We start from the raw sequence: 24,028 nt of genomic DNA on the forward strand, positions 1-24,028 counted from the left end.
ATCCAGCAGGGTGTGGCGGCTATTCTAACCGCAGCGACTGACCAATTTGCTTGAAAACTCGATAAGGATTGACCCATGGCAAGGCGTCTGGCAGCAGTACTGGCCATCACCGCGAGCCTGTTGCTCGGTGGTTGCGGTGCCGATTATGGCGTGGACCAACACGGTAATACGGTTAAGGCCGAACAGGTCGACGGGCACTGGCTGGTGCTCAACTACTGGGCCGAATGGTGCGGGCCGTGTCGTACCGAAATCCCTGAACTGAACGCGGCGGCCAAGCAGTGGGCGGCCGACGGCATCAAGGTGGTGGGGGTGAACTTCGATGGCTTGCAGGGGCAGGAGCTGAAACAGGCGGCCGAAACCCTGGGCATTGCTTTCACGGTATTGGCGCAGGACCCGGCCGAGCGCTTTGACCTGCCGCGCAGCGAGGCGCTGCCGGTGACCTACATCATCGATGACAAGGGCAAGGTGCGGGAACAGCTGATGGGCGAGCAGACCCGGGAAGGCCTGCAGGCCAGGATCAAGGCCCTGAAGGGCGCCTGATCCCCTTGGGTTGCTACGCGGTCTTGTGGGAGCGGCCTTGTGTCGCGAAAGGGGCGCGCAGCGGCCCCGGATATCAGCTTCGCCGCTGAAATTGCCGGGGCTGCCATGCAGCCCTTTCGCGACACAAGGCCGCTCCCACAGGCCGCAAAGCGGCCCGGCAATCCTCAGCCTTCTTCAGGCCAGAAGCGTAGTGGCTTGCCTTCGGCCGGCCAGAAGCGCATCTGTTCGATAGGCGACACATCCCAGCGCTGCACCGTTTCCAACGCCTGCAGGAAGCGCTTTTCCTGCTCCATCAACGCCGGTGCGCACAGTTTGCGGGTCTTGCCGACCTTGCCGAAGCTCAGGTGCTCGCCGTCCAGTGTGTACGGCGCGAACCAGTGGTTGCAGCCGCCGTTGCCATAGGCACGACCATCGCTGGCCAGAGTCAGGGTCAGATGGCTGTAGTCGATCAGCGGCCGTTCGCCAATCCACTCCAGCACGTAGCTGCGCTCCTGCTGCAGTTTGGGCGGTTCCGCGGCGCAGCCGAGCAGGCCGCTGGCAATCAGCACGCCGGTCAGCAGATTCTTCACTCGGCGTTCTCCTGGCATCGCGGGCACAGGTGTTTCTCGCCACGGCTGGCCCAGCCCAGCTCGGCAACGCGCGCGCTGGCGGCAGGTTGGCGGGCTTTCTTGCCCAGCTTGGCGTCCACCGCGAACTCGAAGTCCAGCACGGCGTCGCAGCTGTCGCACGCGACCTGCCAGGTGAGGATTTCCAGCTCGTTGAACACTGGGCCGCTGGCTACGGCAACCCACTGGCCGCGCGGGTTGATCAGGTGACGCACGCTCTCCACTGTCAGGCGCATGGACAAGTCCTTGCTGCCCTTGAGGGTAACCAGCAGGGTGTCGCCTTTGTGCATCGAGCCGCCATTGCCGGTGACCTGGTAACGGCCCGGCACCAGTGCACGGCACTCGATCAGGGTGTGTTGCGGGTTGAAAAGGGTGTAGCGGAAATCGTGCTCGACCATGGGTCCTCCAGAAATGCCGCGTATCCTAGCACTAACCCCTCACCAGATTCTGTGGATTGCCTGCCGCCCAGCGGTTGATGTTATCCAGCGAGGTCACGGCGATGGCATCCAGTGCCTCGCGGGTAAGGAAAGCCTGGTGGGCGGTGATGATCACGTTGGGGAAGGTCAGCAGGCGGGCCAGTACGTCGTCCTGCAGCGGCAGGTCGGAGCGGTCCTCGAAGAACAACTGGGCTTCTTCTTCGTAGACGTCCAGGCCCAGGTAGCCGAGCTGGCCGCTCTTCAGCGCGTCGATCAGCGCCGGGGTGTCGACCAGCGCGCCGCGGCCGGTGTTGATCAGCATGGCGCCGGGCTGCAGCCGGGCCAGGCTTTGCGCATTGATGAGGTGCCGGGTGTGCTCGGTCAGCGGGCAGTGCAGGCTGATGATACGGGCTTCGCGCAGCAACTCGGACAATGGCAGGTAGCGTGCGCCCAGGGCCAGCAGCTCGGGGTTGGGGTAGGGGTCATAGGCCAGCAACTGACAGCCGAAACCGGCCATGATGCGGGCGAAGGCGGTGCCGATCTGGCCGGTACCGACCACGCCGACGGTCTTGCCGTGCAGGTCGAAGCCGGTCAGCCCGTGCAGGGTGAAGTCACCCTCGCGGGTGCGGTTGTAGGCCCGGTGCAGGCGCCGGTTGAGGGCCAGGATCAGCGCCACGGCGTGTTCGGCCACGGCGTGTGGCGAGTACGCCGGCACCCGCACGACGGTCAGGCCCAGGCGTTGGGCGGCGGCCAGGTCGACATGGTTGTAGCCGGCCGAGCGCAGGGCGACCAGGCGCGTGCCGCCGGCGGCCAGGCGTTGCAGTACCTGGGCGTCGAGTTCGTCATTGATGAAGGCGCAGACCACCTCGCAGCCAGCGGCCAGGGCTGCAGTATCGAGGGTCAGGCGGGCTGGCTGGAAGTGCAGGTCCAGGGTGGTGCCGCTGGCGGCTCGGGTGAAGCTTTCCTGGTCGTAGTGCTGGCTGCTGAACAACAGGGCGCGCATGGTGGGCTTCCTTTGTGGTGCATGGCTTGGGTTTGAGGTGGTGCGCAAATCGAGCGCCGCATGTGCCAGGACAGCCCCCAAAAACACTCAGGCGCTCAATCTGGCCTGGGTAGCCAAGCGGTTGATTGCCGCATCCAGTTCATCCAGCGCCTGCTGCGCCTGCGGATTTTCCTGCTTGAGCAAGGTTTCACTGCGCTGGCAGGCCGCGCGCAACTGTGGCACACCGCAATAGCGCGAGGCACCGTTCAGGCGGTGTACCTGCTCGATCAGCATTTGGCGGTCGTCGGCCTCGCGGGCCGCGCGTATGGCTTCGCGGTCGGCATCCAGCGAGCCCAGCAGCATGCTCAGCATGTCGGCCGCAAGGTCCGCCTTGCCCGCCGCCAGGCGCAGGCCCTCTTCGGGGTCGAGTACTTTCAGTTCATCGCTGTTGACCTGTAACTCGGCTTGCGCCTGCTGTGGTGTGCCTAGGCTGAGGCCGGTCCACTTCATCACCACCTGGGCCAGTTGCCGTTCGCTGATCGGCTTGGTCAGGTAGTCGTCCATGCCACCGTGCAGCAACGCGCGTTTCTCGTTGGCCATGGCGTGGGCGGTGAGGGCGACGATCGGCAGCGGGTTGCCGCTCTGGGTGTTTTCCCACAGGCGGATCTGCTCGGTGCAGGCGCGGCCGTCCATGCCGGGCATCTGCACATCCATCAGCACCAGGTCGAACGGCTCGTCCTGCACCGCCTGCACCGCCGCGTAGCCGTTATCGACGGCCAGCACCTCGGCGCCCAGGCCTTCGAGCAGAGTCTGCACCAGCAGCAGGTTGGCGGCGTTGTCGTCGACGCAGAGGATCTTCGGCTGGCGCTGGCCGTTGACGCTGTTCACCTCGCCCTGAGGGCGGCGCGGTTGCACCAATTCGAGCAACAGGCGGCGCAGTTTGCGTGTGCAGGTCGGCTTGGACAGCAATTGGCCATGGCCATTGGGCAGGTACGGGTGATACAGCGCCTGCTCGGTGGTCGGGCACAGCACCACGCACTGGCAATGGAAGCGTTCGAGCTGCTGGTGATAATGGCCCAGTTGTTCGGGCGACAGGTTGCCCAGGTTGGCTCCGAGCACGGCGAACTCGAACGGCAGACCGGCCTGGCTGGCGGCTTGCACGCCCTGCAGCAACTGGTCGTAGGAGGCGAACAGGCTGACGCTGAGGCCGCAGTCTTCCAGTTGGTGTTCCAGTGCCTGGCGCGCCAGCTCGTGGCCATCGACGATGGCTGCGCGTCGGCCCAGCAGCGGTTGCAGCGGCAGCTCCTCGACACCGTCGTGGGCCTTGGGCAGGTTGAGGCTGATCCAGAACTGCGAACCCTCGCCCGGGGTGCTGTCGACGCCGATTTCGCCGCCCATCTGCTCGATCAGGCGCTTGGAAATCACCAGCCCCAGGCCGGTGCCGCCGGGCTGGCGGGCCAGCGAATTGTCGGCCTGGCTGAAGGCCTGGAACAGGGTACGCACATCTTGCGGCGACAGGCCGATGCCGGTGTCCTGCACGCTGATGCGCAGCTGCGCGCTGTCTTCGTGCTCGTCGTCGAGCATGGCGCGTACGACGATGGTGCCTTCGCGGGTGAACTTGATGGCGTTGCTGACCAGGTTGGTAAGGATCTGCTTGAGCCGCAACGGGTCGCCGATCAGCGACGACGGGGTATCGCGGTAGATCAGGCTGAGCAGCTCAAGCTGCTTGGCGTGGGCGGCCGGGGCGAGGATGGTCAGGGTGTCCTGGATCAGGTCGCGCAGGTTGAACGGGATGCTGTCGAGCACCAGCTTGCCGGCCTCGATCTTGGAGAAGTCGAGGATCTCGTTGATGATCCCCAACAGGTTGTCGGCGGACTTTTCGATGGTGCTCAGGTAGTCCAGCTGGCGCGGTGTCAGCTCGCTTTTCTGCAGCAGGTGAGTGAAGCCGAGAATGCCGTTGAGCGGGGTGCGGATTTCGTGGCTCATGTTGGCCAGGAATTCCGACTTGATGCGGCTGGCCTCCAGGGCCTCCTTGCGCGCCATGTCCAGCTCGATGTTCTGGATTTCGATGGTTTCCAGGTTCTGGCGCACGTCCTCGGTGGCTTGGTCGATGCTGTGCTGCAGCTCTTCGTGGGCGTTGTGCAGGGTTTCGGCCATGCGGTTGATACCGCGTGCCAGTTCGTCCAGCTCATGGCTACCCATGGCCGGCAGGCGTTCTTCGAGGTGGCCGTCCTTGAGCTGGTTGACCGCGTGCTTGATGCGCTTGATGGGGTCGTTGATGGTGCGGCTCATGCGCAGTGCCAGCAGGCCGCTGAGCACCAGGCAGGCGAGGATCAGCAACAGGCTGGTGAACAGGTTACGGTAGCCGCGCAGCAGGGTGCCGTCGTGGGACAGCTCGATCTCGACCCAGCCCAGCAGGCGTTCGGCTTCAGTCGGCACCGCATCGGTGGCCAGGTCACGGTGGTGGCCGAACACCGGCATCAGGTAGCGGGTGGCGTCATTGCCGCTGCGCTGCAGCAGCTGCGTGCCGGTGCCGCCGCTAGGCGGCTGGTTGAGCATGCTCGGGCCGGCGTGGGCCAGGCGCGTGCGGTCCGGGGCCAGGAAGGCGACGGCGCGCACATCGGCCTGCTCCAGGGTTTGCGCGGCAATGCGCTCCAGTTGCGCCGGCGCCAGCTTGGCCATGGCGGGCGCGGCCAGTGGTGCCAGTTGTTCGGCGATCATCTTGCCGCGTTGCAGCAACTGGGTGCGCAGGTCGTTCTGTTGCAGCCAGGTGAAGTAACTGCCCAGCACCAGGGCCATCAGTGTGGCCGGCAGCAGGGCCAGCAGCAGGACCCGGCTGCGAATTCCCAAGCGATCGAGCACACTCGCCTCCTGTCATGTGCCTGGACGCCGTCAAGCGATGACGGCCAAGCCGGGAAGTTACTCCGCCTGCCGCGCTATTGCACCTCTTTAGTACGTGTTTTGCGCCCTTGCCGGGGCGTTGGTCGCAGGGCGGTTGCCTGGCGGGCGCTGGATACTCAATAATTGTGCAATTGAGAATGTATGGCAGTTGCCAATGAATCCTGTAGCTATTCACAACGCCAATATCCTCGCCATCGAGGATGACCCGGTCCTCGGTGCCTACCTGCACGAAGAGCTGCAGCGTGGCGGCTTCCAGGTGACCTGGTGCCGCAATGGCCTGGAGGGCCTGGAAGCGGCCGGGCGCCAGGCTTTCGATGTGGTGCTCATGGACATCCTGCTACCCGGGCTCAACGGCCTGGACGCCCTCGCACAATTGCGCAAGCGTAGCGCTACGCCGGTGATCCTGATGTCGGCGCTGGGCGCCGAGGCCGACCGCATCAGCGGTTTCCAGCGTGGCGCCGACGACTACCTGCCCAAGCCGTTCAGCATGGCCGAGCTGCAGGTGCGCATCGAAGCGATCCTGCGCCGCGTGGCCCTCGAGCGGCGCCATCAAGCCCCGTCGGCGCAGACCGCCTGCGGCGAGCTGCAGTTTGACGAAGGGCTGTGCGACGTGCGCCTCGATGGCTACCTGGCCGGCCTGACCCCCAGCGAATACCGCCTGCTCGACATCCTCAACCGCAATCTCGACGAAGTGCTGAGCAAGGCGTTCCTTTACCAGCAAGTGCTGCAGCGAGGCTATTCGCGGCATGACCGCAGCCTGGACATGCACGTCAGCCAGATCCGCCGCAAGCTCAAGGGCATCGGCTATCACGAACGGCAGATCCGCACCGTGTGGGGCAAGGGTTACGTGCTCAGTGCCAGCGAGGTGGAGTGACCCATGCTCGACCGCCACTCGTTGTTCTGGAAGCTGGCGATCCTGCTGGTGGGCTTCTGCCTGCTGATGATCGGCCTCAGTTACACCTGGGGCCGGCACATGGAAACCCAGAACGCCTTCCTCTCGGAACCGGCGCGGCAGACCTTGCGTGGCTATGCCGCCGAGGCTGAGCAGGCCTGGCGCAGCGGCGGGCGGGCAGGGCTGGACAACTGGGTAGTGGCGATGCACCAGTGCGAACGCGGCTGGGTTGGCGTGCTCGACCTCAACCTGCGGCCGCTCGACAGTGCCAGCCTCAACCCGCAGATCATGCAGCGCCTGACACGCCTGCGCGGTGTCGACTGGCCGATGAGCCGGCGCAGTGTCGACCAGCCGTGGCTGCGCATACCGTTCCCAGGGGCGCCGGAGCAGGGCATGCTGGTGATCGAACTGCCGCAGCGCTTCAACCCCGGCCAGTACCGGATGCTGTGGCGCATCGTCACCAACGGCATCATCCCCGGGCTGTTTACCCTGCTGTTGTGCGTGGGGCTGTACCGCATGCTGATCGTGCCGTTGAATCAGCTGCGCGAGCAGGCCAATGCCTGGCGCGCCGACCAGCTGTCGGCGCGCCTTGATCCGCGCACCATCGCCCGGCATGACGAACTGGGCGAACTGGCCCGTGCCTTCGACCAGATGGCCGAGCGGCTGCAGGGCACGGTAGCCATGCAGCAGCAGTTACTCCGTGACCTGTCCCACGAAATGCGCACACCACTCAGCCGGCTGCGGGTGGCCTGCGAGGGTGAAACCGAGCTGCAGCGCCTGCGTGAACGCCTGACGCGGGAAGTGGGCTGCATGCAGCAACTGGTCGAGGACACCCTGCAGCTGGCCTGGCAGGACGCCGAGCGTGCGCCGATGAACCTGGAACCGATCGAAGTTCACGCCCTGTGGGAACTGCTGGCGGAAAATGCCAGCTACGAGAGCGGCTGGTCGCCGGCGCGCCTGCGCTGCGAAGTGCCTGCCGACTGCTGGGTGCAGGGCAACCTCAACCACCTGGCCCAGGCGCTGGAAAACATGTTGCGCAATGCCATTCGTCACTCGCCGGCCGATGGTGTGGTGCGCCTCGGTGGGCAGCGTGAAGGCAGTTATTGGCGGCTGTGGCTGGAGGATGAAGGCGGTGGTGTGGCTGAAGAAGACCTGGAACGGATCTTTGCGCCGTTCTCGCGGCTGGACGGTTCGCGGCCCGGGGATGGCGGTTTCGGTCTGGGGCTGAGCATCGCCCGCAGTGCCATCCAGCGCCAGGGTGGCACCTTGTGGGCGCAGAATGGCAAGCGTGGGCTGCGGTTGTGGATGAGATTGCCGTTGCATGTGCCGGCCCCTTCGCGGGTGAACCCGCTCCCACAGGTTCATCACTCCTGTTGAGGCCAGTGGAGCCCCTGTGGGAGCGGGTTCACCCGCGAAAGGGCTGGTACAGGCTATCGATATAGCTTGTAGCTATAACCACCACAGATTGCGTGATATGGCCGAGAAGGGTTTGCCGGTATGATAGGCACCCCTGCCGTCCGGATTGTGAAATACACCATGACCTTGCAGTACCCAACCATCGCCGATTGCGTCGGCAATACGCCCCTGGTTCGCCTGCAGCGCATCGTTGGCGAAACCAGCAACACCCTCCTGCTCAAGCTCGAAGGTAACAATCCCGCCGGCTCGGTGAAGGACCGCCCGGCACTGTCGATGATCACCCGCGCCGAACTGCGTGGCCAGATCAAGCCCGGCGACACCCTGATCGAAGCCACCTCCGGCAACACCGGCATCGCCCTGGCGATGGCGGCGGCGATCAAGGGCTACAAGATGATCCTGATCATGCCCGACAACTCCACCGCCGAGCGCAAGGCCGCGATGACCGCCTACGGCGCCGAGCTGATCCTGGTGACCAAGGAAGAGGGCATGGAAGGCGCCCGTGACCTGGCCGAGAAGCTGCAGGCCGAAGGCCGTGGCCTGGTGCTGGATCAGTTCGCCAACGGCGACAATCCGATCGCTCACTACAACAGCACCGGCCCCGAGATCTGGCAGCAGACCCAGGGCACCATCACCCATTTCATCAGCTCCATGGGTACCACCGGTACCATCATGGGCTGCTCGCAGTACCTCAAGGAGCAGAACCCGGCGGTGCAGATCATCGGCCTGCAACCTATGGAAGGCTCGGCCATTCCGGGCATCCGCCGCTGGCCCGAGGAATACCTGCCGAAAATCTTCGACGCCAGCCGCGTCGACCGCGTGGTCGACATGTCGCAGCAGGAAGCCGAGGAAACCACCCGCCGCCTTGCCCGTGAAGAGGGCATTTTCTGTGGCGTGTCTTCCGGTGGTGCAGTCGCGGCCATGCTGCGCCTGTCCCGCGAGGTGGAAAATGCCACGATGGTCGCGATCATCTGCGACCGCGGCGACCGTTACCTGTCCACCGGCCTGTTCGACCCGAGCTAAATGTCCAAGAAGAAAAGCAACAGCGGCCTGCGCTTCCAGCCGGCCGGCGGCAACCGCAGCCCCCAGGTCCCCGTGGGCAAGAAGCAGTGCCTGGAAATCGAGCGCCTGGCCGGTGATGGCCGGGGTATTGCTTTCCACGAGGGGCGTACCTGGTTCGTCAGTGGCGCCCTGGCCGGCGAGGCGGTGGAGGCGCGGGTGCTCAATGCCCGTGGCAAAGTGGTCGAGGCCCGCCTGGAGCGCCTGCTGCAGGCCAGCCCCGAGCGCCGTCAGGCACCGTGCCGGTATTACGCGCGCTGCGGTGGCTGCAACCTGCAGCACCTGCCGCACGAAGCGCAGCTGGCGCTCAAGCAGCGCACCCTGGCCGAGCAGCTGCAGCGGGTGGCCGGCGTGCAGCCCGAGGAATGGGCGGCACCGCTGAGCGGGCCAGAGTTCGGCTACCGGCGCCGCGCCCGCGTGGCCGTGCGCTGGGACGTCAAGGCGCGTCAGCTGGAGGTCGGCTTCCGTGCCGAAGCCAGCCAGGACATCATTGCCATTGATGATTGCGCGGTGCTGGTACAGCCCTTGCAGTCGATTCTGCGCCACTTGCCGACCGTGCTGCGCTCGCTGAGCAAGCCGCAGGCGCTGGGCCATGTGGAACTGTTCAGCGGTACTGCCGAGGCGCTGCTGGTGCGCCATGTCGCGCCGCTGCCGGCCGAGGACCTGGCCAGGCTGCAGGCGTTCTGCGAGCAGGCCAATGCCCAGCTGTGGCTGCAAGGCGAAGGTGAGCCGGCGCCAGTGGACCCGGCCGCGCAACTGGGCTTTGCCCTGGCGCCGTGGCAGCTGCAGCTGGCCTGGCGCCCGGGTGACTTCGTGCAGGTGAATGCCCAGGTCAACACGGCGATGATCGAGCAGGCCCTGGCCTGGCTTGCACCGCAGGCCGACGAGCGCGTGCTGGACCTGTTCTGCGGCCTGGGCAACTTTGCCCTGCCGCTGGCTCGCCAGGCGCGCGAAGTGGTAGCAGTGGAAGGTGTGCAGGCCATGGTCGATCGGGCCGCGGCCAATGCCCGGAACAACAATGTGCATAACGCACGGTTTTTTCAGGCCGATTTATCGCAGCCTTTGGCGGGCGCCGGATGGGCCGCCGAAGGCTTTTCTGCGGTACTCTTGGATCCACCGCGCGACGGTGCTTTCGAGGTGGTGCAAGGCATTGCCCGCCTCAAGGCCAGCAGGCTGGTCTATGTATCGTGCAACCCGGCCACGCTGGCGCGAGACGCTCAAGTGCTGGTCGGCCAAGGGTACCGGTTAAAAAGGGCCGGGATTCTCGACATGTTTCCTCAGACGGCGCATGTCGAGGCCATGGCGTTATTCGAAGCGGGCTAGCTGACTGGCCCCTTGGTGCGGCTTGCACGGAATGGTGGCCGCACGGTGATCGCCAGCGCACCCGCGTGGTGTGCTGTATGGAAAGGTAAAACAAAGATGGTACAGGTGAGAGTGCACCAGCCGGTCAACACCGACGGCAGTATCAATCTCGAAGCATGGTTGGACCATGTGGTAAGCGTCGATTCGGCACTGGATCGCGCAGCGCTGAAAGAGGCCTGCGAGTTTGCCCATGAGGTCGAGAGAAAGGGCAACCCGGCCAAGCATTCCTGGGCGGACGGTACGTCCAGCTTCCAGGCGGGCCTGGAGATCGCCGAAATCCTCGCCGACCTCAAGCTCGACCAGGATTCCCTGGTGGCGGCGGTCATCTACCGCTCGGTGCGCGAGGGCAAGGTGACCCTGGCCGAGGTCAGCCAGCGCTTTGGCCCGGTAGTGTCCAAGCTGATCGACGGCGTGCTGCGCATGGCCGCCATCAGCGCCAGCCTCAGCCCGCGCCAATCGCTGGTGCTGGGCTCGCAGGCGCAGGTCGAGAACCTGCGCAAGATGCTCGTGGCCATGGTCGACGACGTGCGCGTGGCGCTGATCAAGCTGGCCGAGCGCACCTGCGCGATCCGTGCGGTCAAGGCCGCCGACGACGAGAAACGCCTGCGTGTCGCGCGCGAGGTGTTCGACATCTATGCGCCGTTGGCGCATCGCCTGGGTATTGGTCACATCAAATGGGAGCTGGAAGACCTGTCCTTCCGCTACCTCGAACCCGACCAGTACAAGCAGATCGCCAAGCTGCTGCACGAGCGCCGGCTGGACCGCGAGCGCTTCATCAGCGACGTGATGAACCAGCTGCAGAACGAGCTGCTGGCCACGGGCGTCAAGGCCGACATCAGCGGCCGGGCGAAACATATCTATTCGATCTGGCGCAAGATGCAGCGCAAGGGCCTGGAGTTCAGCCAGATCTACGACGTGCGTGCGGTACGCGTGCTGGTGCCGGAAATCCGCGACTGCTACACCGCGCTGGGCATCGTGCACACCCTGTGGCGGCACATCCCCAAGGAGTTCGACGACTACATCGCCAACCCCAAGGAGAACGGCTATCGCTCGCTGCACACTGCGGTGATCGGCCCTGAGGGCAAGGTGCTGGAGGTGCAGATCCGGACCCACGGCATGCACGAGGAAGCCGAGCTTGGGGTTTGCGCCCACTGGCGCTACAAGGGCACCGACGTCAAGTCCAGCTCCAACCATTACGAAGAGAAGATCTCCTGGCTGCGTCAGGTGCTGGAATGGCACGAAGAGCTGGGCGACATCGGTGGCCTGGCCGAGCAGCTGCGGGTCGACATCGAGCCGGACCGGGTTTACGTGTTCACCCCCGACGGCCACGCCATCGACTTGCCCAAGGGCGCCACGCCGCTGGACTTCGCTTACCGCGTGCACACCGAAATCGGCCACAATTGCCGGGGCGCCAAGATCAACGGGCGCATCGTGCCGCTCAACTACAGCCTGCAGACCGGCGAGCAGGTTGAGATCATCACCAGCAAGCACGGCAACCCCAGCCGTGACTGGTTGAACTCCAACCTGGGCTACGTCACCACCTCGCGGGCGCGGGCCAAGATCGTGCACTGGTTCAAGCTGCAGGCACGCGACCAGAACGTCGCCGCCGGCAAGACCTTGCTCGAACGCGAGCTCAGCCGCCTGGGCCTGCCGCAGGTGGACTTCGAGCGCCTGGCCGAGAAGACCAACGTCAAGACCGCCGAGGACATGTTCGCCTCGCTGGGTGCCGGCGACCTGCGCCTGGCGCACCTGGTCAACGCTGCCCAGCAGTTGCTGGAGCCCGAGCGCATCGAGCAGATCGAACTGGTACCGCGCAAACCTACCGGGCCGCGAACCGGCAAGCGTGGTGACATCCAGATCCAGGGGGTCGGCAACCTGCTGACGCAGATGGCCGGCTGCTGCCAGCCGCTGCCGGGCGACGCCATCGTCGGCTACATCACCCAGGGCCGCGGCGTGAGCATCCACCGCCAGGACTGCGCCTCGGTGCTGCAGTTGGCGGGCAAGGAGCCGGAGCGCATGATCCAGGTCAGTTGGGGGCCGATCCCGGTGCAGACCTACCCGGTCGACATCGTCATCCGTGCCTACGATCGCCCGGGGCTGCTGCGCGACGTGTCGCAGGTGCTGCTGAACGAGAAGATCAACGTGCTGGCGGTGAACACCCGCTCGAACAAGGAAGACAACACCGCGCTGATGTCGCTGACCATCGAGATTCCGGGCCTGGACGCGCTGGGGCGCCTGCTGGGGCGGATCTCGCAGTTGCCGAACATCATCGAAACGCGGCGTAATCGTACCCCTTGATACCGCGGCGCCTGCTTTGCGGGTGAACCCGCTCCCACAGGATGGGTGCAAATCTTGAGATGTGCACCGTACATGTGGGAGCGGGTTCACCCGCGAAGAAGTCTCCACCGAAGGACCTGCTTACATGACCTACACCCTCGAAGACCTGCTGCATCTCATGGCCCGCCTGCGCGACCCGCAGTACGGCTGCCCATGGGACCTGAAGCAGAACTACGCGAGCATCGTCCCGCACACCATCGAAGAGGCCTACGAGGTTGCCGACACCATCGAGCGCGGCGATTTCGAGCACTTGCAAGGGGAGTTGGGCGATCTGCTGTTCCAGGTGGTCTACTACAGCCAGCTGGCCCGCGAGGAAGGGCGTTTCGAGTTCGCTGGCGTGGTCGACAGCATCACCCGCAAGCTCATTCGCCGTCACCCGCATGTGTTCCCCACCGGCGAGCTGTATGCGCCGGTAGACACCCCCAGCCTGAGCGAGGCCCAGGTCAAGTCACGCTGGGAAGAAATCAAGGCCGAAGAGCGCGCGGAAAAGGGCCAGCCCGAACAACTGTCGCTGCTCGACGACGTACCGGCGACATTGCCGGCGTTGTCGCGGGCAGCCAAACTGCAGAAGCGCGCGGCTACGGTCGGTTTCGACTGGCCTGCGGCATTGCCGGTGCTGGACAAGGTACGCGAAGAGCTGGACGAAGTGCTGCAGGCCATGGCCGACGGCGATGCCGATGCGCTCGAGGATGAAATCGGCGACCTGCTGTTCGCCACCGTCAACCTGACCCGCCACCTCAAGCATGACCCGGAAAACGCCCTGCGCCGTGCCAATCGCAAGTTCGAGCGGCGTTTCCGCTTCATCGAACAGGCATTGCGCGACAGTGGCCGCCCCATCGAAGATTGTAACCTTGACGAACTGGATGCCCTTTGGGGTGAAGCCAAACGTCAGGAAAAGAACCTGCCCAGCTGCAGCTGAGCTGTTGCATAAGTGAGTGAACATTCATGAGCCTTTCCCTTCGCGACCAATTGCTCAAAGCCGGTCTGGTCAACCAGAAACAGGTTTCCCAGGCCAACAAGGCCGAGAAGAAACAGAAACGCCTGGAGCACAAAGGCCAGGTCGAGGTGGACGACAGCCAGCAGCGCATGGCCAAGGAAGCCATGGCCGAGAAAGCCAAGCGTGACCAGGAGCTGAACCGCCAGCAGCAGGAAAAGGCCGAGCAGAAGGCCCGGGCTGCGCAGATCAAGCAACTGATCGAAGCCACCCGCCTGCCCAAACTGAACACCGAGGATTACTACAACTTCGTCGACGACAAGAAGGTCAAGCGCATTGCCGTCAACACCCTGATGCGCACCAAACTGAGCAATGGCGCGCTGGCTGTGGTAGCGCATGCCGGTGGTTACGAAGTCATCCCGCGTGAAGCGGCGGTGAAAATTCAGGAACGTGACCCTGGCCGTATCCTGCTGCTCAATACTCACGTCGAGGAAGCGGACGAGGATGACCCGTACGCGGCCTACAAGATCCCTGACGATCTGATGTGGTAAATGCTGAAAACCCCGCCTTGGCGGGGTTTTTCAATTGAAGACGGGTCATTGTGTGGCGCGCTGGTTTTCCAGGTCTTCCAGTTCTGCGCGGTACTGATGCGCTTCGTGTTCGTTGTGGAACATCCCTACCAGCTGGCCTTGTTGGTGCACATCCCAGATCCGCACGCCAGCGGCCAGGCCTTCGTGGGACATTTTCGATTCGTCGCGTTCGGTTACTTGGACTGTCATCGGTAAACTCCACTGCTTCAAGTTGGCTGCGACACTGTGTCGCACAGCTTCTTTATAGAGTTTGTTAGCAGGCTAAGTAAATAAAACAGGCATGAAACAAGTTTCATGAAGCTGAAAGGTGTGTTGCCTGGGCTGGCCCAATCGCAGAAAAAAGCCCCGCACAAGGCGGGGCTTCGGGTGCTGCTGGCAGCGCTGGCTCAGTTGCCCTTCACCGGCTTGCCATCGACCGTGCCATCCTGCAGCACGATCACGTACTCCTTGCCATCGGTCTCGACCTGGCGCAGTTGCACCAGCAGGTAGTCCCAGTTCTTGGCGAACCACAGCTCGGTGATGCGCTTGCTCTGGCTTGGGTCGCGCACGCGCTCGACCTTTACCGCATCGACCTGGCCGGTCTTGGTGGTGACTTTTTCGGTGCCCAGCACGCGGAAGTCGTAGGTGTCGATCTCGTCACCGTCGACCACCTGGTAGGTCATGCTCTTCTTGCCGGCGGCCACGTCATGCTGCAGGGCCAGCTGGTAGGACGACTTGTCCAGCACGCCACGGTTCAGCGGCAGGCTGACGGCGTCGCCACGGTCGCTGCCGGTGACCTTCTTGCTGTTCCAGTCGAAGGTCAGGTCGACCTTCTTGGCCTTGCCCAGGCCACCACGCTCGAAGTGGTACTTCTGCGGCAGCAGGGTGTCGTTGTCCATGCGCAGGGTGCTTTGCTCGGTCAGGCTGGCGATCATCATGGAAGCCTTGAAGTTAAGGTCCCAGGTACCGTTGGCATTCTTGGCCAGGCTGCGCTCGGCGGTGCCGCTCATGGGCAGCTGCTTCCAGTCGGCGGTATAGCTGGCCGAGAAAGGCTTCAGATCAGCTGCCTGGAGGGGCAGGGCGAGCACGGCGAGAGCCAAGAGCAGGGCGCGACGCATAAATTCTCCTAGGATCGAATCAAGTGACCGCTGGCCGCCAGGGGTTGGCCATCCAGTAATGCACCCTGTTCGCCAAGACGCAAGCGCCCTTCAGCGAACCAGCGCACCGCCAGCGGGTAAATCAGGTGCTCCTGGCGGTGTACCCGCTGTGCCAGGCTTTCGACGGTGTCGTCAGACGCCACCGGTACCACAGCCTGTACGACCAGTGGGCCGCCATCGAGTTCCTCAGTCACGAAGTGTACGCTGCAGCCATGCTCGGCGTCGCCTGCCTCCAGTGCCCGGCGGTGGGTATGCAGGCCCTTGTACTTGGGCAGCAGCGACGGGTGGATGTTGAGCAGGCGGCCCTGGTAGTGGCGCACGAAGTCGCCACTGAGGATGCGCATGAAACCGGCCAGCACCACCAGGTCCGGGGCGAAACCGTCGATGCGCGCCATCAGCGCGGCATCGAAGGCTTCACGGCCGTCGAACTGGGTATGCTCGAGCACGACGCTGTCGATGCCGGCCGCCGCGGCGCGTTGCAGGCCGTAGGCATCGGCGCGGTTGGAAAACACCGCACGGATGCGCACCGGGCTGTCCTGGCCTTGGTAGCTGTCGATCAGGGCTTGCAGGTTGCTGCCGGAGCCCGACAGCAGTACCACTACATTGCAGGTCTTGCTTGGCATCAGTGTGCCTTGAGGTTGTGCAGCTCGACCTGGGCAGCGCCCTCGGCGGCTTCGGCGATGTGGCCGATCACCCATGGCTGCTCGCCAGCGGCGCGCAGTTCGTTCAGGGCGGCTTCTACCTGATCCTGGGCCACGCAGATGACCATGCCGACGCCGCAGTTCAGCACGCGGTGCATTTCATGCTCGTCGACGTTGCCTTTTTCCTGCAGGAAGTCGAACACCGCCGGGCGCTGCCAGCTGGCCACATCGATGACCGCCTGGGCGTTGGCCGGCAGTACCCGCGGGATGTTGTCCAGCAGGCCGCCGCCGGTGATGTGGGCCATGGCCTTGACCGCGCCGGTGTTCTTGATCAGCTGCAGCAGCGGCTTGACGTAGATGCGGGTCGGCGCCATCAGCAGGTCGGTCAGCGGCTTGCCATCCAGCTGGGTGTTCTCGATGTCGGTGGCGGACACTTCGAGGATCTTGCGGATCAGCGAGTAGCCGTTGGAGTGCGGGCCCGAGGACGGCAGGGCGATCAGTGCGTCGCCGGTGGCAACCTTGGAGCCGTCGATGATCTCGGCCTTTTCCACCACGCCGACGCAGAAGCCGGCCAGGTCGTAGTCTTCGCCTTCGTACATGCCGGGCATTTCCGCGGTTTCACCACCGACCAGCGAGCAGCCGGCCAGTTCGCAACCGGCACCGATGCCGGTGACCACGGTGGCGGCCACGTCGACGTTCAGTTTGCCGGTGGCATAGTAGTCGAGGAAGAACAGCGGCTCGGCACCGCACACGACCAGGTCGTTGACGCACATGGCGACCAGGTCCTGGCCGATGCTGTCGTGCTTGTTCAGGTTCAGTGCCAGGCGCAGCTTGGTGCCGACGCCATCGGTGCCGGAGACCAGCACCGGCTGCTTGTAGCCGGCCGGGATCTCGCAGAGGGCGCCGAAGCCGCCCAGGCCACCCATGACTTCAGGGCGTGCGGTGCGTTTTGCCACGCCCTTGATGCGTTCGACCAGTGCTTCGCCGGCGTCGATGTCTACACCGGCGTCCTTGTAGCTCAGGGAGGGTTGCTTGCTCATTGATCCAGGCCTTTAGGAGGGAGGGATTCTTAAAAACGACCATGACGGCCAAGGCCGGCTGGTAAGCGGCGGCTGCCTGAAACGTCAGTGGTCTGTGAAGGCGCGCGATTTTATCAGGGTTGCCGGGCAGCGGCCATCCTCAGGCCGACGGGCAGGAGCCGAAAGCATTAAAAAACATCCTTTCACCGGCCGCGACTGGTTGCCGCGCGGGTGGCTGTATAAGGTATAGGAAAGGTGGCGGGCGGAAATGCCCGGTGCCACGGAGCATTTTTTGCCCGTGGCGGTCACAGCCTGCAGGCAGTGCTCCGGCGCTCCATGTGTTCTGGACAGGAATCCTCCATGCGTCTCTTCAATATTCTGGCAGTCGGTTGCCTGGCTCTGATCTCGGCCACGGCCCAGGCTGAAAATGTCTCCGGCCTTTACCAGGTGCGCGAGCCGGTTACCGGACAGGGTGCCGAAGCCCGTGCCGCGGCTACTGCCAAGGCCCTCGATACCCTGGTAACGCGCCTGACCGGCGACCCCAAGGCGGCGCAAAGTCCGGCATTGGCCGGGCTGCGTAAGGACCCGCAGCAAGTCATCAACCAGATTGGCAGCGAAGCCGGGCCACCCGAGTCGGTGTTGGTCGAGTTCGACCCAGGCAGTACCGAGCGGGCCTTGCGCAAGGCCGGCCTGGCCTTGTGGGGCAGCAACCGACCCTCGATCCTCGCCTGGTGGCTGAACGACAGTACCGAAGGCAGCAACCTGGTCGGTGACGGCCAGATCAGCGCCCAACCCCTGCGCCGAGCCGCCCTGCACCGTGGCCTGCCGTTGCGCCTGCCGCTGGCCGACCTGCAGGAGCAACTGCTGGCCAATGCCGAGCAGATCGACGGCAGCGACCCGGCGCCGCTGCGCGAAGCCTCCGGGCGCTACGGCGCCGATGCCTTGCTGGCGGTGCATGCCCGGGAAGCCGACGGCAAGTGGCAGGGCAACTGGCAGTTGTGGCTGGGCGACCAGCGTGAGCAAGGCACTGCCGAGGGCGCCGACGCGGCAGCGCTGGCCGACGCCGTGATGCTGGCGCTCAGCAGCCGCCTGGCGCCGCGCTACATCACCCGCCCGGGTGCCAGCAGCCAGTTACAGGTGCAAGTGCAGGGGATGAACCTGCAGCGCTACGCCGAGCTGGCCCGCGTGCTTGAACCCTTTGGCCCGCACCTGCAAATGGCCGAAGGCAGCACCCTGACCTACGGCGTGACCGCCAACCGCGAACAGCTGCGGGCCCAGCTTGGCTTGGCCAGGCTGCAGGAAGTGCCAGTAGAGCAGGCGCTTGCGGTGCCGGCAACGCCAGTTCCGGCAGCGGCTACCGAGGCCGGGCAACCAACGCCGGTCCAGCCAGCAGCCAAGCCGTTCGACGGCTTGCGTTTTCGCTGGTAAGGGGGGACACCGTGACCGACGTACGTCGCTGGATCTGGCTGGGTGTAGCCCTGCTGGTCGCTGTGCTTCTTTATAGCCTGCACAACATTCTTACCCCGTTCCTGGTCGGCATCCTGCTGGCCTACCTGGCCGATCCGCTGGTCGACCGCCTGGAACGCCTGGGGCTTTCGCGCACCTGGGGCGTGGTGGTGGTGTTCGGCCTGTTCACCCTGCTGTTGCTGGCCTTGCTGCTGGTGCTGGTGCCGCTGCTGGCCAAGCAGCTGTTGCGCCTGTACGAGCTGGCGCCGCAGATGCTCGACTGGCTCGAGCACGTGGCATTGCCCTGGGTGCAGAGCCGCCTGGGCCTGGCTGACGGCTTCTGGAAATTCGACAAGATCAAGGCCGCCATCGGCACGCATATGGGCCAGACCACCGATATCGTCGGCGTGCTGCTGTCCCATGCCACCGCATCGAGCCTGGCCCTGATGGCCTGGTTGGCCAACATGGTGCTGATCCCGGTGGTGGGTTTCTATCTGCTGCGCGACTGGGATCTGATGATGGCCAAGCTGCGCGGCCTGCTGCCGCGCCAGCGTGAGCCGCAAGTGATGGGCCTGGCGGGCGAATGCCACGAAGTGCTGGGGGCGTTCGTGCGCGGGCAACTGATGGTGATGGTGGCTCTGGGCATCATCTATTCGGCCGGGCTGATGCTGGTGGGGCTGGAGCTTGGGCTGCTGATCGGCATGCTCGCCGGGCTGGCTGCCATCGTGCCGTACATGGGCTTCATCATCGGCATTGGCGCGGCCTTGGTGGCTGGCCTGTTCCAGTTTGGCGGCGAGCTGTACCCGATGCTGGGCATCGTTGCGGTGTTCATGGTCGGGCAGACACTGGAAGGCATGGTGCTGACCCCGCTGCTGGTGGGCGACCGCATCGGCCTGCACCCGGTGGCGGTGATTTTCGCCATCCTGGCCGGCGGTGAGCTGTTCGGTTTTACCGGGGTATTGCTGGCGCTGCCGGTGGCGGCGGTGATCATGGTGCTGCTGCGGCATGTGCATGACCTGTACAAGGAATCGGACATGTATGCCGGGGATATCGACCCGCAGCTGTAATCCACAAGCTTGTGCGATCCCTGTGGAAGCGGGTTTACCCGCGAAGAATGCGACGCGGTACACGGCACCGGCTCCGCCGGTGTTCGCGGGTGAACCCGCTCCCACAAGGCTGCAACGCAGCTCGAAACAGCGCAGAAAAGCGCAACTCGTTGATTTTGCTTGTGCTATCCGCTGCCGTGATTGTGCACCCCGCGCTGCGGGTATAGACTTTGCAGATTGTTCACCAAAGGCCCCCTGCGGTCCTGTCGACCGCCCGCGAGCATGAAACCACCGATCCAGTTGCCCCTGGGTGTGCGCCTGCGCGATGACGCCACCTTCATCAACTACTATCCGGGCGCCAATGCTGCGGCATTGGGCTACGTCGAGCGGCTATGCGAAGCCGACGCCGGCTGGACCGAGAGCCTTATCTATCTGTGGGGCAAGCAAGGTGTTGGCCGTAGCCACCTGCTGCAGGCCGCTACCCACCGCTTCCAGCAACGCGGCGAGCCAGCCGTCTACCTGCCACTGGCGCAGTTGCTCGATCGTGGCGTAGAGCTGCTCGACTACCTGGCCCAGTACGAACTGGTGTGCATCGACGACCTGCATGTGATCGCCGGCAAGGCTGACTGGGAAGAGGCCATGTTCCACCTATTCAACCGCCTGCGTGACAGCGGTCGGCGCCTGCTGCTGGCTGCCTCGGCATCGCCGCGCGAACTGCCAATCAAGCTGCCGGACCTGAAGTCGCGGCTGACCCTCGCCCTGGTGTTCCAGATGCGTGGCCTGTCCGACGAAGACAAGCTGCGCGCCCTGCAGCTGCGTGCTTCGCGCCGTGGCCTGCACCTCACCGACGAAGTCGGCCACTTCATTCTTACCCGCGGGGCACGCAGCATGAGTGCGTTGTTCGACCTGCTCGAACGCCTCGATCAGGCCTCGTTGCAGGCACAACGCAAACTCACCATTCCTTTCCTCAAGGAAACCCTGGGCTGGTAACCCCGAAAACGCTGGGCCAGAGCGGCAAAACAAAAAAGTCACATCTTTTTCGATAAAATTTGCAAATGGCCATGATAGAGGGCATAGTTTCACCCTCTAAAGGATTACAGACACGGTCGTGCCCATGCTGAAGCGCTTCGCACCCCTCGTGCCACTCGCACTCGTGACCCTGCTTTTTGGCTGCGCGGCCCAAGGCCCAGCTTCTCATTCAGAGCCGCAGCTCCAGGATCACACCCCGATCGCCGCACAATCGGCGTTCAAGGCCAAAGCCTCGTCGTCGTCGGTATTCGGCGAGCCGGAAGAGCTGGCCACCGAAGATGACCTGGAGGCTTTCTCCAGCAACAAGCCTTACCAGCTGCCAGCTCTGGCTGACAGCGTTCTCGAGCGCGGCATGTCGCTGATCGGCACCCGCTACCGCTTCGGTGGTACCTCGGAGAAGTCCGGCTTTGACTGCAGTGGCTTCATCGGTTACCTGTTCCGCGAAGAGGCGGGCGTGACCCTGCCGCGCTCCACGCGTGAAATGATCAACGTCGATGCCCCGAAAGTGGCCCGCAACAAGCTCAAGCCAGGTGACTTGCTGTTCTTTAGCACCAACGGCCGCGGCCGCGTCAGCCATGCCGGCATCTACCTGGGTGACAACCAGTTCATCCACTCCAGCAGCCGCCGTAGCGGTGGCGTGCGCATCGACAGCCTCGGTGACCGTTACTGGAGCAAGACCTTCATCGAAGCCAAGCGTGCCTTGGCCATGGCGCCGACCACCAATATCGCGCGCAACTGATGGCAAAATGATATATCCTGCCGCGGCGGCGATGCTTTGAAAAAAGCTCGCCGCCGTGCGCATTTATAGAAAGCGTCTAATCTAATTTCTCAACTCTTTTCGGCTGCGGCCCAGCGGTCTCAGACAGGATGTTCTGGCCATGGTAAAGATGGCGCGCTTCGCATTTCTCTCCCTGGCAGCCTTGCTGGCTGCCTGCTCCAGCCGTGCGCCTGCGCCGGCCCCTGTGGTACAGCCGCAGGTTACCTATAGCCAGCCCAGCCCTTCGCCGATTGCCGATGACGTGTTGATGCGTGCCATCGGCCTGGTGGGCACGCCTTATCGCTGGGGCGGCAACACCCCGGACTCCGGTTTCGATTGCAGTGGCCTGATCAAGTACGTCTACCGTGATGCTGCCGGCATCAGCTTGCCGCGTTCGACGCGGGAGATGATCGTCATGCGTGCACCGACGGTGGATGCCAAGGCGCTGCAGTCCGGTGACCTGGTGTTCTTTGCCACCAGTGGTGGCTCGCAGGTCAGCCATGCTGGTATTTATGTCGGGGAGGGGCGCTTCGTGCATGCACCTTCCAGTGGTGGCACGGTGCGCCTGGACTACCTGTCCAACAGCTACTGGGCCAAGGCCTACTTGCAGGCCAAGCGCGTCATTCCGCAAGGGCATCTGGCGCAGAACCCCTGAATCCAAACCTGGTGCATGCCTTGTAGGGACAACTGCCTTGCTGCAAATCTGCCAGTTGGCGTGATCCCTGTGGGAGCGGGCGGGCCCGCGAACACGGGCGCAGCCCGCGAACACGGGCGCAGCCCGTGCCATCCACCGTGTCCGCGTCGGTTGCTTCCGCCGTTCAGGCCGTTGTCAGCCGACCCGTCTCACGGCGCCTTGCTAACTCGCCAGACCACATTGCCGACATCATCGGCTACCAGCACGCCGCCACGTCCATCATTGATCACCCCCACGGGGCGACCCATCGCCTTGCCGCGCTCATCGAGAAACCCGGTGAGCAGGTCCACGGGTTGGCCCGAGGGTTTCCCTGAGTCGTCGAACGGCACGAAAATCACCTTGTAGCCACTGTGCGGTTCGCGATTCCACGACCCGTGCTGGCCCACGAATGCCCCCTGTTCGAAGGGCGGTGGTAGCCCATGCGGTTCGGCGAATGCCAGCCCGAGCGAGGCTGTATGTGGGCCCACGGCATAGTCGGGCACCAGCGCCTGGGCCACTTTTTCCGGCGCTGGCGGTTGCACGCGCTCATCCACGTGCCTGCCATAGTAGCTGTAGGGCCAGCCATAGAAACCGCCGTCCTTTACGGAAGTGATGTAGTCCGGTACCAGATCGCTGCCGATCTCGTCACGCTCGTTGACTGCCGTCCACAACGCGCCGCTGTTTGGCTCCCAGGCCATGCCGTTAGGGTTGCGCAGGCCGGTGGCGAACAGGCGGTGCTGGCCGCTGGCTGGGTCCACTTCCCAGATCGCGGCGCGCCCTTGTTCCTTGTCCAGGCCGTTTTCGCCTACATTGCTGTTGGAGCCGACCGTCACGAAAAGCTTCTTGCCATCGGGGCTGGCGATCACGTTCTTGGTCCAGTGGTGGTTGAGCGGCCCGCCGGGCAACTCGACCACCGGCTGGCCCTCATTGCGGATTTGCATGGCACCGGGTTCGTAGTGAAAGCGCAGCAGCCTGTCGGTGTTGGCGACATAGAGCTCCTTGCCGACCAGGGCCATGCCGAACGGTGAGTTGAGCTCTTCGATGAAGGTTGCGCGGATTTCAGCCACGCCGTCGTGGTCGGCATCACGCAGCAGGGTGATGCGGTTGGCGCTGGGTACGCCTGCACCTGCCCTGTTCATCGCCTTCTTCATGACCCAGCCGCGCAGGCCCTTGCCATCTTCCGGCTTGGGCGGGGCGTTGGTTTCGGCTACCAGAACGTCGCCGTTGGGCAGCAGGTATAGCCAGCGAGGGTGGTCCAGTCCGCTGGCGAACGCTTTCACCTGAGTGCCTGGTGCTGCTTCGGGCTTGACGTCTTTGGGCCAGCCCACTGCCGGGGCGATATTCACGGTGGGAAAGGTAGTCTTGACCGGAGCAGGCAGCTGAGGGGTTGGGCCACTGCCGTCGAGTACATCCAGCAGGGCGGTTTCGCCGCAGGCGGTCAGGTTGGCGACCAATAACCAAAGCATCAGGTGTTTCATGGGCGGCGTCCTCCCAAGAAGGCTTATGGAACTGAGAGGTCGGCGACGTTCGCCAGGTTCCCGGCAACCATCCAACAGCCGTTGCCGTTGCCGTTGCCGTTGCCGTTGCTTTTGCTTCTAAGCGCGCGATAGTTCAGGCGCCGCCGATTGCGACTTCAGGAGGCCGAGCGAAGGGCTTGCGGAGGGAGGTGACGGGCATGGATGCCCGTCAAGCGCTGAGGCCCCATGGATGGGGCCTGCAGCGCGTACTCCCGGGAGCAAGCCCGTAGCGAGGGAACCCCGTAGCGAAGCGGAGGGGCCGGATGATGGGAGCCAGCGTTTTTTGGTTACTTTTTGTCGCGTTTGACAAAAAGTGACCCGCCGTAAGGGCGGAAAGGTGACTTGGCGCCACCATCGCGAATGAATGTCTACTCGATGTGAATGCCCACATCAAAAAAGCAAAAAAGCTTATGCGCCGGTTTTCATACAGCGAACAGTCCATTTGCGATGGCGACGCTGACTCACCTTTTCGCCCTTACGGCGAGTCACTTTTTGTCAAACGCGACAAAAAGTAACCAAAAAACGCTGCGCTCCCATCATCCGGCCCCTACGCTGCGCTCCGGGGTTCCCTCACTCCGGCCTTGCTCCCGGGAGGACCGCGCTGCAGGCCCCATCCTGGGGCCCAGCGCTTGACGGGCATCCATGCCCGTCACCTCCCTCCGCAAGGCCTGCGTTCGGCCTCCTGAAGTCGCGAAGATCAAGATCAAGATCAAGATCAAGATCAAGATCAAGA

Annotated in this window: 22 protein-coding genes; 13 read left to right on the forward strand and 9 right to left on the reverse strand. The window is 64.1% G+C overall.

The window, feature by feature from the left end:
• Nucleotides 1-75: 75 nt before the first annotated feature.
• Entirely contained in the window at nucleotides 76-540 is a 465-nt protein-coding gene (locus tag FQ664_RS08575; protein WP_144171551.1) for a TlpA disulfide reductase family protein, read from the forward strand.
• A gap of 164 nt (nucleotides 541-704) precedes the next feature.
• Here FQ664_RS08575 and FQ664_RS08580 read toward each other — a convergent pair whose 3' ends face one another.
• From FQ664_RS08580 to FQ664_RS08595, 4 genes are all read right to left on the reverse strand, one after another.
• Nucleotides 705-1,109 carry an META domain-containing protein gene (locus FQ664_RS08580; RefSeq protein WP_144171552.1) on the reverse strand — a complete coding sequence of 135 codons (405 nt, stop codon included), beginning with the start codon at nucleotides 1,107-1,109 and terminating at the stop codon, nucleotides 705-707.
• Nucleotides 1,106-1,543, reverse strand: coding sequence for a hypothetical protein (locus FQ664_RS08585; RefSeq protein ID WP_144171553.1), 438 nt, complete (start codon nucleotides 1,541-1,543; stop codon nucleotides 1,106-1,108). The genes FQ664_RS08580 and FQ664_RS08585 overlap by 4 nt, the downstream gene beginning before the upstream one ends.
• A 31-nt stretch (nucleotides 1,544-1,574) precedes the next feature.
• Entirely contained in the window at nucleotides 1,575-2,564 is a 990-nt protein-coding gene (locus FQ664_RS08590; protein ID WP_144171554.1) for a 2-hydroxyacid dehydrogenase, read from the reverse strand.
• 87 nt (nucleotides 2,565-2,651) lie between these two features.
• The gene (locus tag FQ664_RS08595) at nucleotides 2,652-5,405 is read right to left on the reverse strand and encodes a response regulator (protein WP_144171555.1); all 2,754 of its coding nucleotides are present in this window, start codon (nucleotides 5,403-5,405) and stop codon (nucleotides 2,652-2,654) included.
• A gap of 193 nt (nucleotides 5,406-5,598) precedes the next feature.
• Here FQ664_RS08595 and FQ664_RS08600 point away from each other — a divergent pair, with 193 nt between their 5' ends.
• The 7 genes from FQ664_RS08600 to FQ664_RS08630 all read left to right on the forward strand — a co-directional run bounded on the left by FQ664_RS08600 (nucleotide 5,599) and on the right by FQ664_RS08630 (nucleotide 13,992).
• The gene (locus FQ664_RS08600) at nucleotides 5,599-6,318 is read left to right on the forward strand and encodes a response regulator transcription factor (protein WP_144171556.1); all 720 of its coding nucleotides are present in this window, start codon (nucleotides 5,599-5,601) and stop codon (nucleotides 6,316-6,318) included.
• Between the two features lie 3 nt (nucleotides 6,319-6,321).
• Complete coding sequence (locus FQ664_RS08605; protein ID WP_144171557.1) at nucleotides 6,322-7,713, forward strand: sensor histidine kinase; 1,392 nt, start codon at nucleotides 6,322-6,324, stop codon at nucleotides 7,711-7,713.
• A gap of 159 nt (nucleotides 7,714-7,872) precedes the next feature.
• Nucleotides 7,873-8,772 carry a cysteine synthase CysM gene (gene cysM / locus FQ664_RS08610; protein ID WP_144171558.1) on the forward strand — a complete coding sequence of 300 codons (900 nt, stop codon included), beginning with the start codon at nucleotides 7,873-7,875 and terminating at the stop codon, nucleotides 8,770-8,772.
• Nucleotides 8,773-10,131 (forward strand): 23S rRNA (uracil(1939)-C(5))-methyltransferase RlmD, encoded by a 1,359-nt coding sequence (gene rlmD / locus FQ664_RS08615; protein ID WP_144171559.1) that lies wholly within the window; start codon nucleotides 8,773-8,775, stop codon nucleotides 10,129-10,131.
• A 96-nt stretch (nucleotides 10,132-10,227) separates the two neighbouring features.
• Nucleotides 10,228-12,468, forward strand: coding sequence for a GTP diphosphokinase (gene relA / locus FQ664_RS08620; RefSeq protein WP_144171560.1), 2,241 nt, complete (start codon nucleotides 10,228-10,230; stop codon nucleotides 12,466-12,468).
• Between the two features lie 124 nt (nucleotides 12,469-12,592).
• Nucleotides 12,593-13,426 carry a nucleoside triphosphate pyrophosphohydrolase gene (gene mazG / locus FQ664_RS08625; RefSeq protein WP_144171561.1) on the forward strand — a complete coding sequence of 278 codons (834 nt, stop codon included), beginning with the start codon at nucleotides 12,593-12,595 and terminating at the stop codon, nucleotides 13,424-13,426.
• Between the two features lie 26 nt (nucleotides 13,427-13,452).
• Nucleotides 13,453-13,992, forward strand: a complete 540-nt coding sequence (locus tag FQ664_RS08630) for a DUF2058 domain-containing protein (RefSeq protein ID WP_144171562.1) — start codon at nucleotides 13,453-13,455, stop codon at nucleotides 13,990-13,992.
• A gap of 45 nt (nucleotides 13,993-14,037) precedes the next feature.
• Here the strand turns inward: FQ664_RS08630 and FQ664_RS08635 are convergent, their stop codons facing one another.
• The 4 genes from FQ664_RS08635 to purM form a co-directional block, all read right to left on the reverse strand.
• The gene (locus tag FQ664_RS08635; protein ID WP_144171563.1) at nucleotides 14,038-14,220 is read right to left on the reverse strand and encodes a hypothetical protein; all 183 of its coding nucleotides are present in this window, start codon (nucleotides 14,218-14,220) and stop codon (nucleotides 14,038-14,040) included.
• A 197-nt stretch (nucleotides 14,221-14,417) separates the two neighbouring features.
• Entirely contained in the window at nucleotides 14,418-15,128 is a 711-nt protein-coding gene (locus FQ664_RS08640; protein WP_144171564.1) for a DUF3108 domain-containing protein, read from the reverse strand.
• An 8-nt stretch (nucleotides 15,129-15,136) separates the two neighbouring features.
• The gene (gene purN, locus FQ664_RS08645; RefSeq protein WP_144171565.1) at nucleotides 15,137-15,790 is read right to left on the reverse strand and encodes a phosphoribosylglycinamide formyltransferase; all 654 of its coding nucleotides are present in this window, start codon (nucleotides 15,788-15,790) and stop codon (nucleotides 15,137-15,139) included.
• The gene (gene purM, locus FQ664_RS08650; RefSeq protein ID WP_144171566.1) at nucleotides 15,790-16,848 is read right to left on the reverse strand and encodes a phosphoribosylformylglycinamidine cyclo-ligase; all 1,059 of its coding nucleotides are present in this window, start codon (nucleotides 16,846-16,848) and stop codon (nucleotides 15,790-15,792) included. Before purM ends, purN begins: the two co-directional genes overlap by 1 nt.
• 339 nt (nucleotides 16,849-17,187) lie before the next feature.
• Between purM and FQ664_RS08655 the strand changes: the two genes are divergently transcribed.
• The 5 genes from FQ664_RS08655 to FQ664_RS08680 all read left to right on the forward strand — a co-directional run bounded on the left by FQ664_RS08655 (nucleotide 17,188) and on the right by FQ664_RS08680 (nucleotide 21,760).
• Nucleotides 17,188-18,255 (forward strand): DUF2066 domain-containing protein, encoded by a 1,068-nt coding sequence (locus FQ664_RS08655; RefSeq protein WP_144171567.1) that lies wholly within the window; start codon nucleotides 17,188-17,190, stop codon nucleotides 18,253-18,255.
• Nucleotides 18,256-18,266: 11 nt separating this feature from the next.
• The gene (locus FQ664_RS08660; protein WP_144171568.1) at nucleotides 18,267-19,340 is read left to right on the forward strand and encodes an AI-2E family transporter; all 1,074 of its coding nucleotides are present in this window, start codon (nucleotides 18,267-18,269) and stop codon (nucleotides 19,338-19,340) included.
• Between the two features lie 261 nt (nucleotides 19,341-19,601).
• Complete coding sequence (hda, locus tag FQ664_RS08670) at nucleotides 19,602-20,309, forward strand: DnaA regulatory inactivator Hda (protein WP_003252443.1); 708 nt, start codon at nucleotides 19,602-19,604, stop codon at nucleotides 20,307-20,309.
• Between the two features lie 124 nt (nucleotides 20,310-20,433).
• Complete coding sequence (locus tag FQ664_RS08675; protein ID WP_144171570.1) at nucleotides 20,434-21,087, forward strand: C40 family peptidase; 654 nt, start codon at nucleotides 20,434-20,436, stop codon at nucleotides 21,085-21,087.
• Nucleotides 21,088-21,226: 139 nt separating this feature from the next.
• The gene (locus tag FQ664_RS08680; RefSeq protein ID WP_144171571.1) at nucleotides 21,227-21,760 is read left to right on the forward strand and encodes a C40 family peptidase; all 534 of its coding nucleotides are present in this window, start codon (nucleotides 21,227-21,229) and stop codon (nucleotides 21,758-21,760) included.
• 188 nt (nucleotides 21,761-21,948) lie between these two features.
• Here the strand turns inward: FQ664_RS08680 and FQ664_RS08685 are convergent, their stop codons facing one another.
• Nucleotides 21,949-23,256, reverse strand: a complete 1,308-nt coding sequence (locus FQ664_RS08685; protein ID WP_144171572.1) for a PQQ-dependent sugar dehydrogenase — start codon at nucleotides 23,254-23,256, stop codon at nucleotides 21,949-21,951.
• Nucleotides 23,257-24,028: the final 772 nt, after the last annotated feature.

This window comes from Pseudomonas persica, assembly GCF_900291015.1.
Classification (GTDB): domain Bacteria; phylum Pseudomonadota; class Gammaproteobacteria; order Pseudomonadales; family Pseudomonadaceae; genus Aquipseudomonas.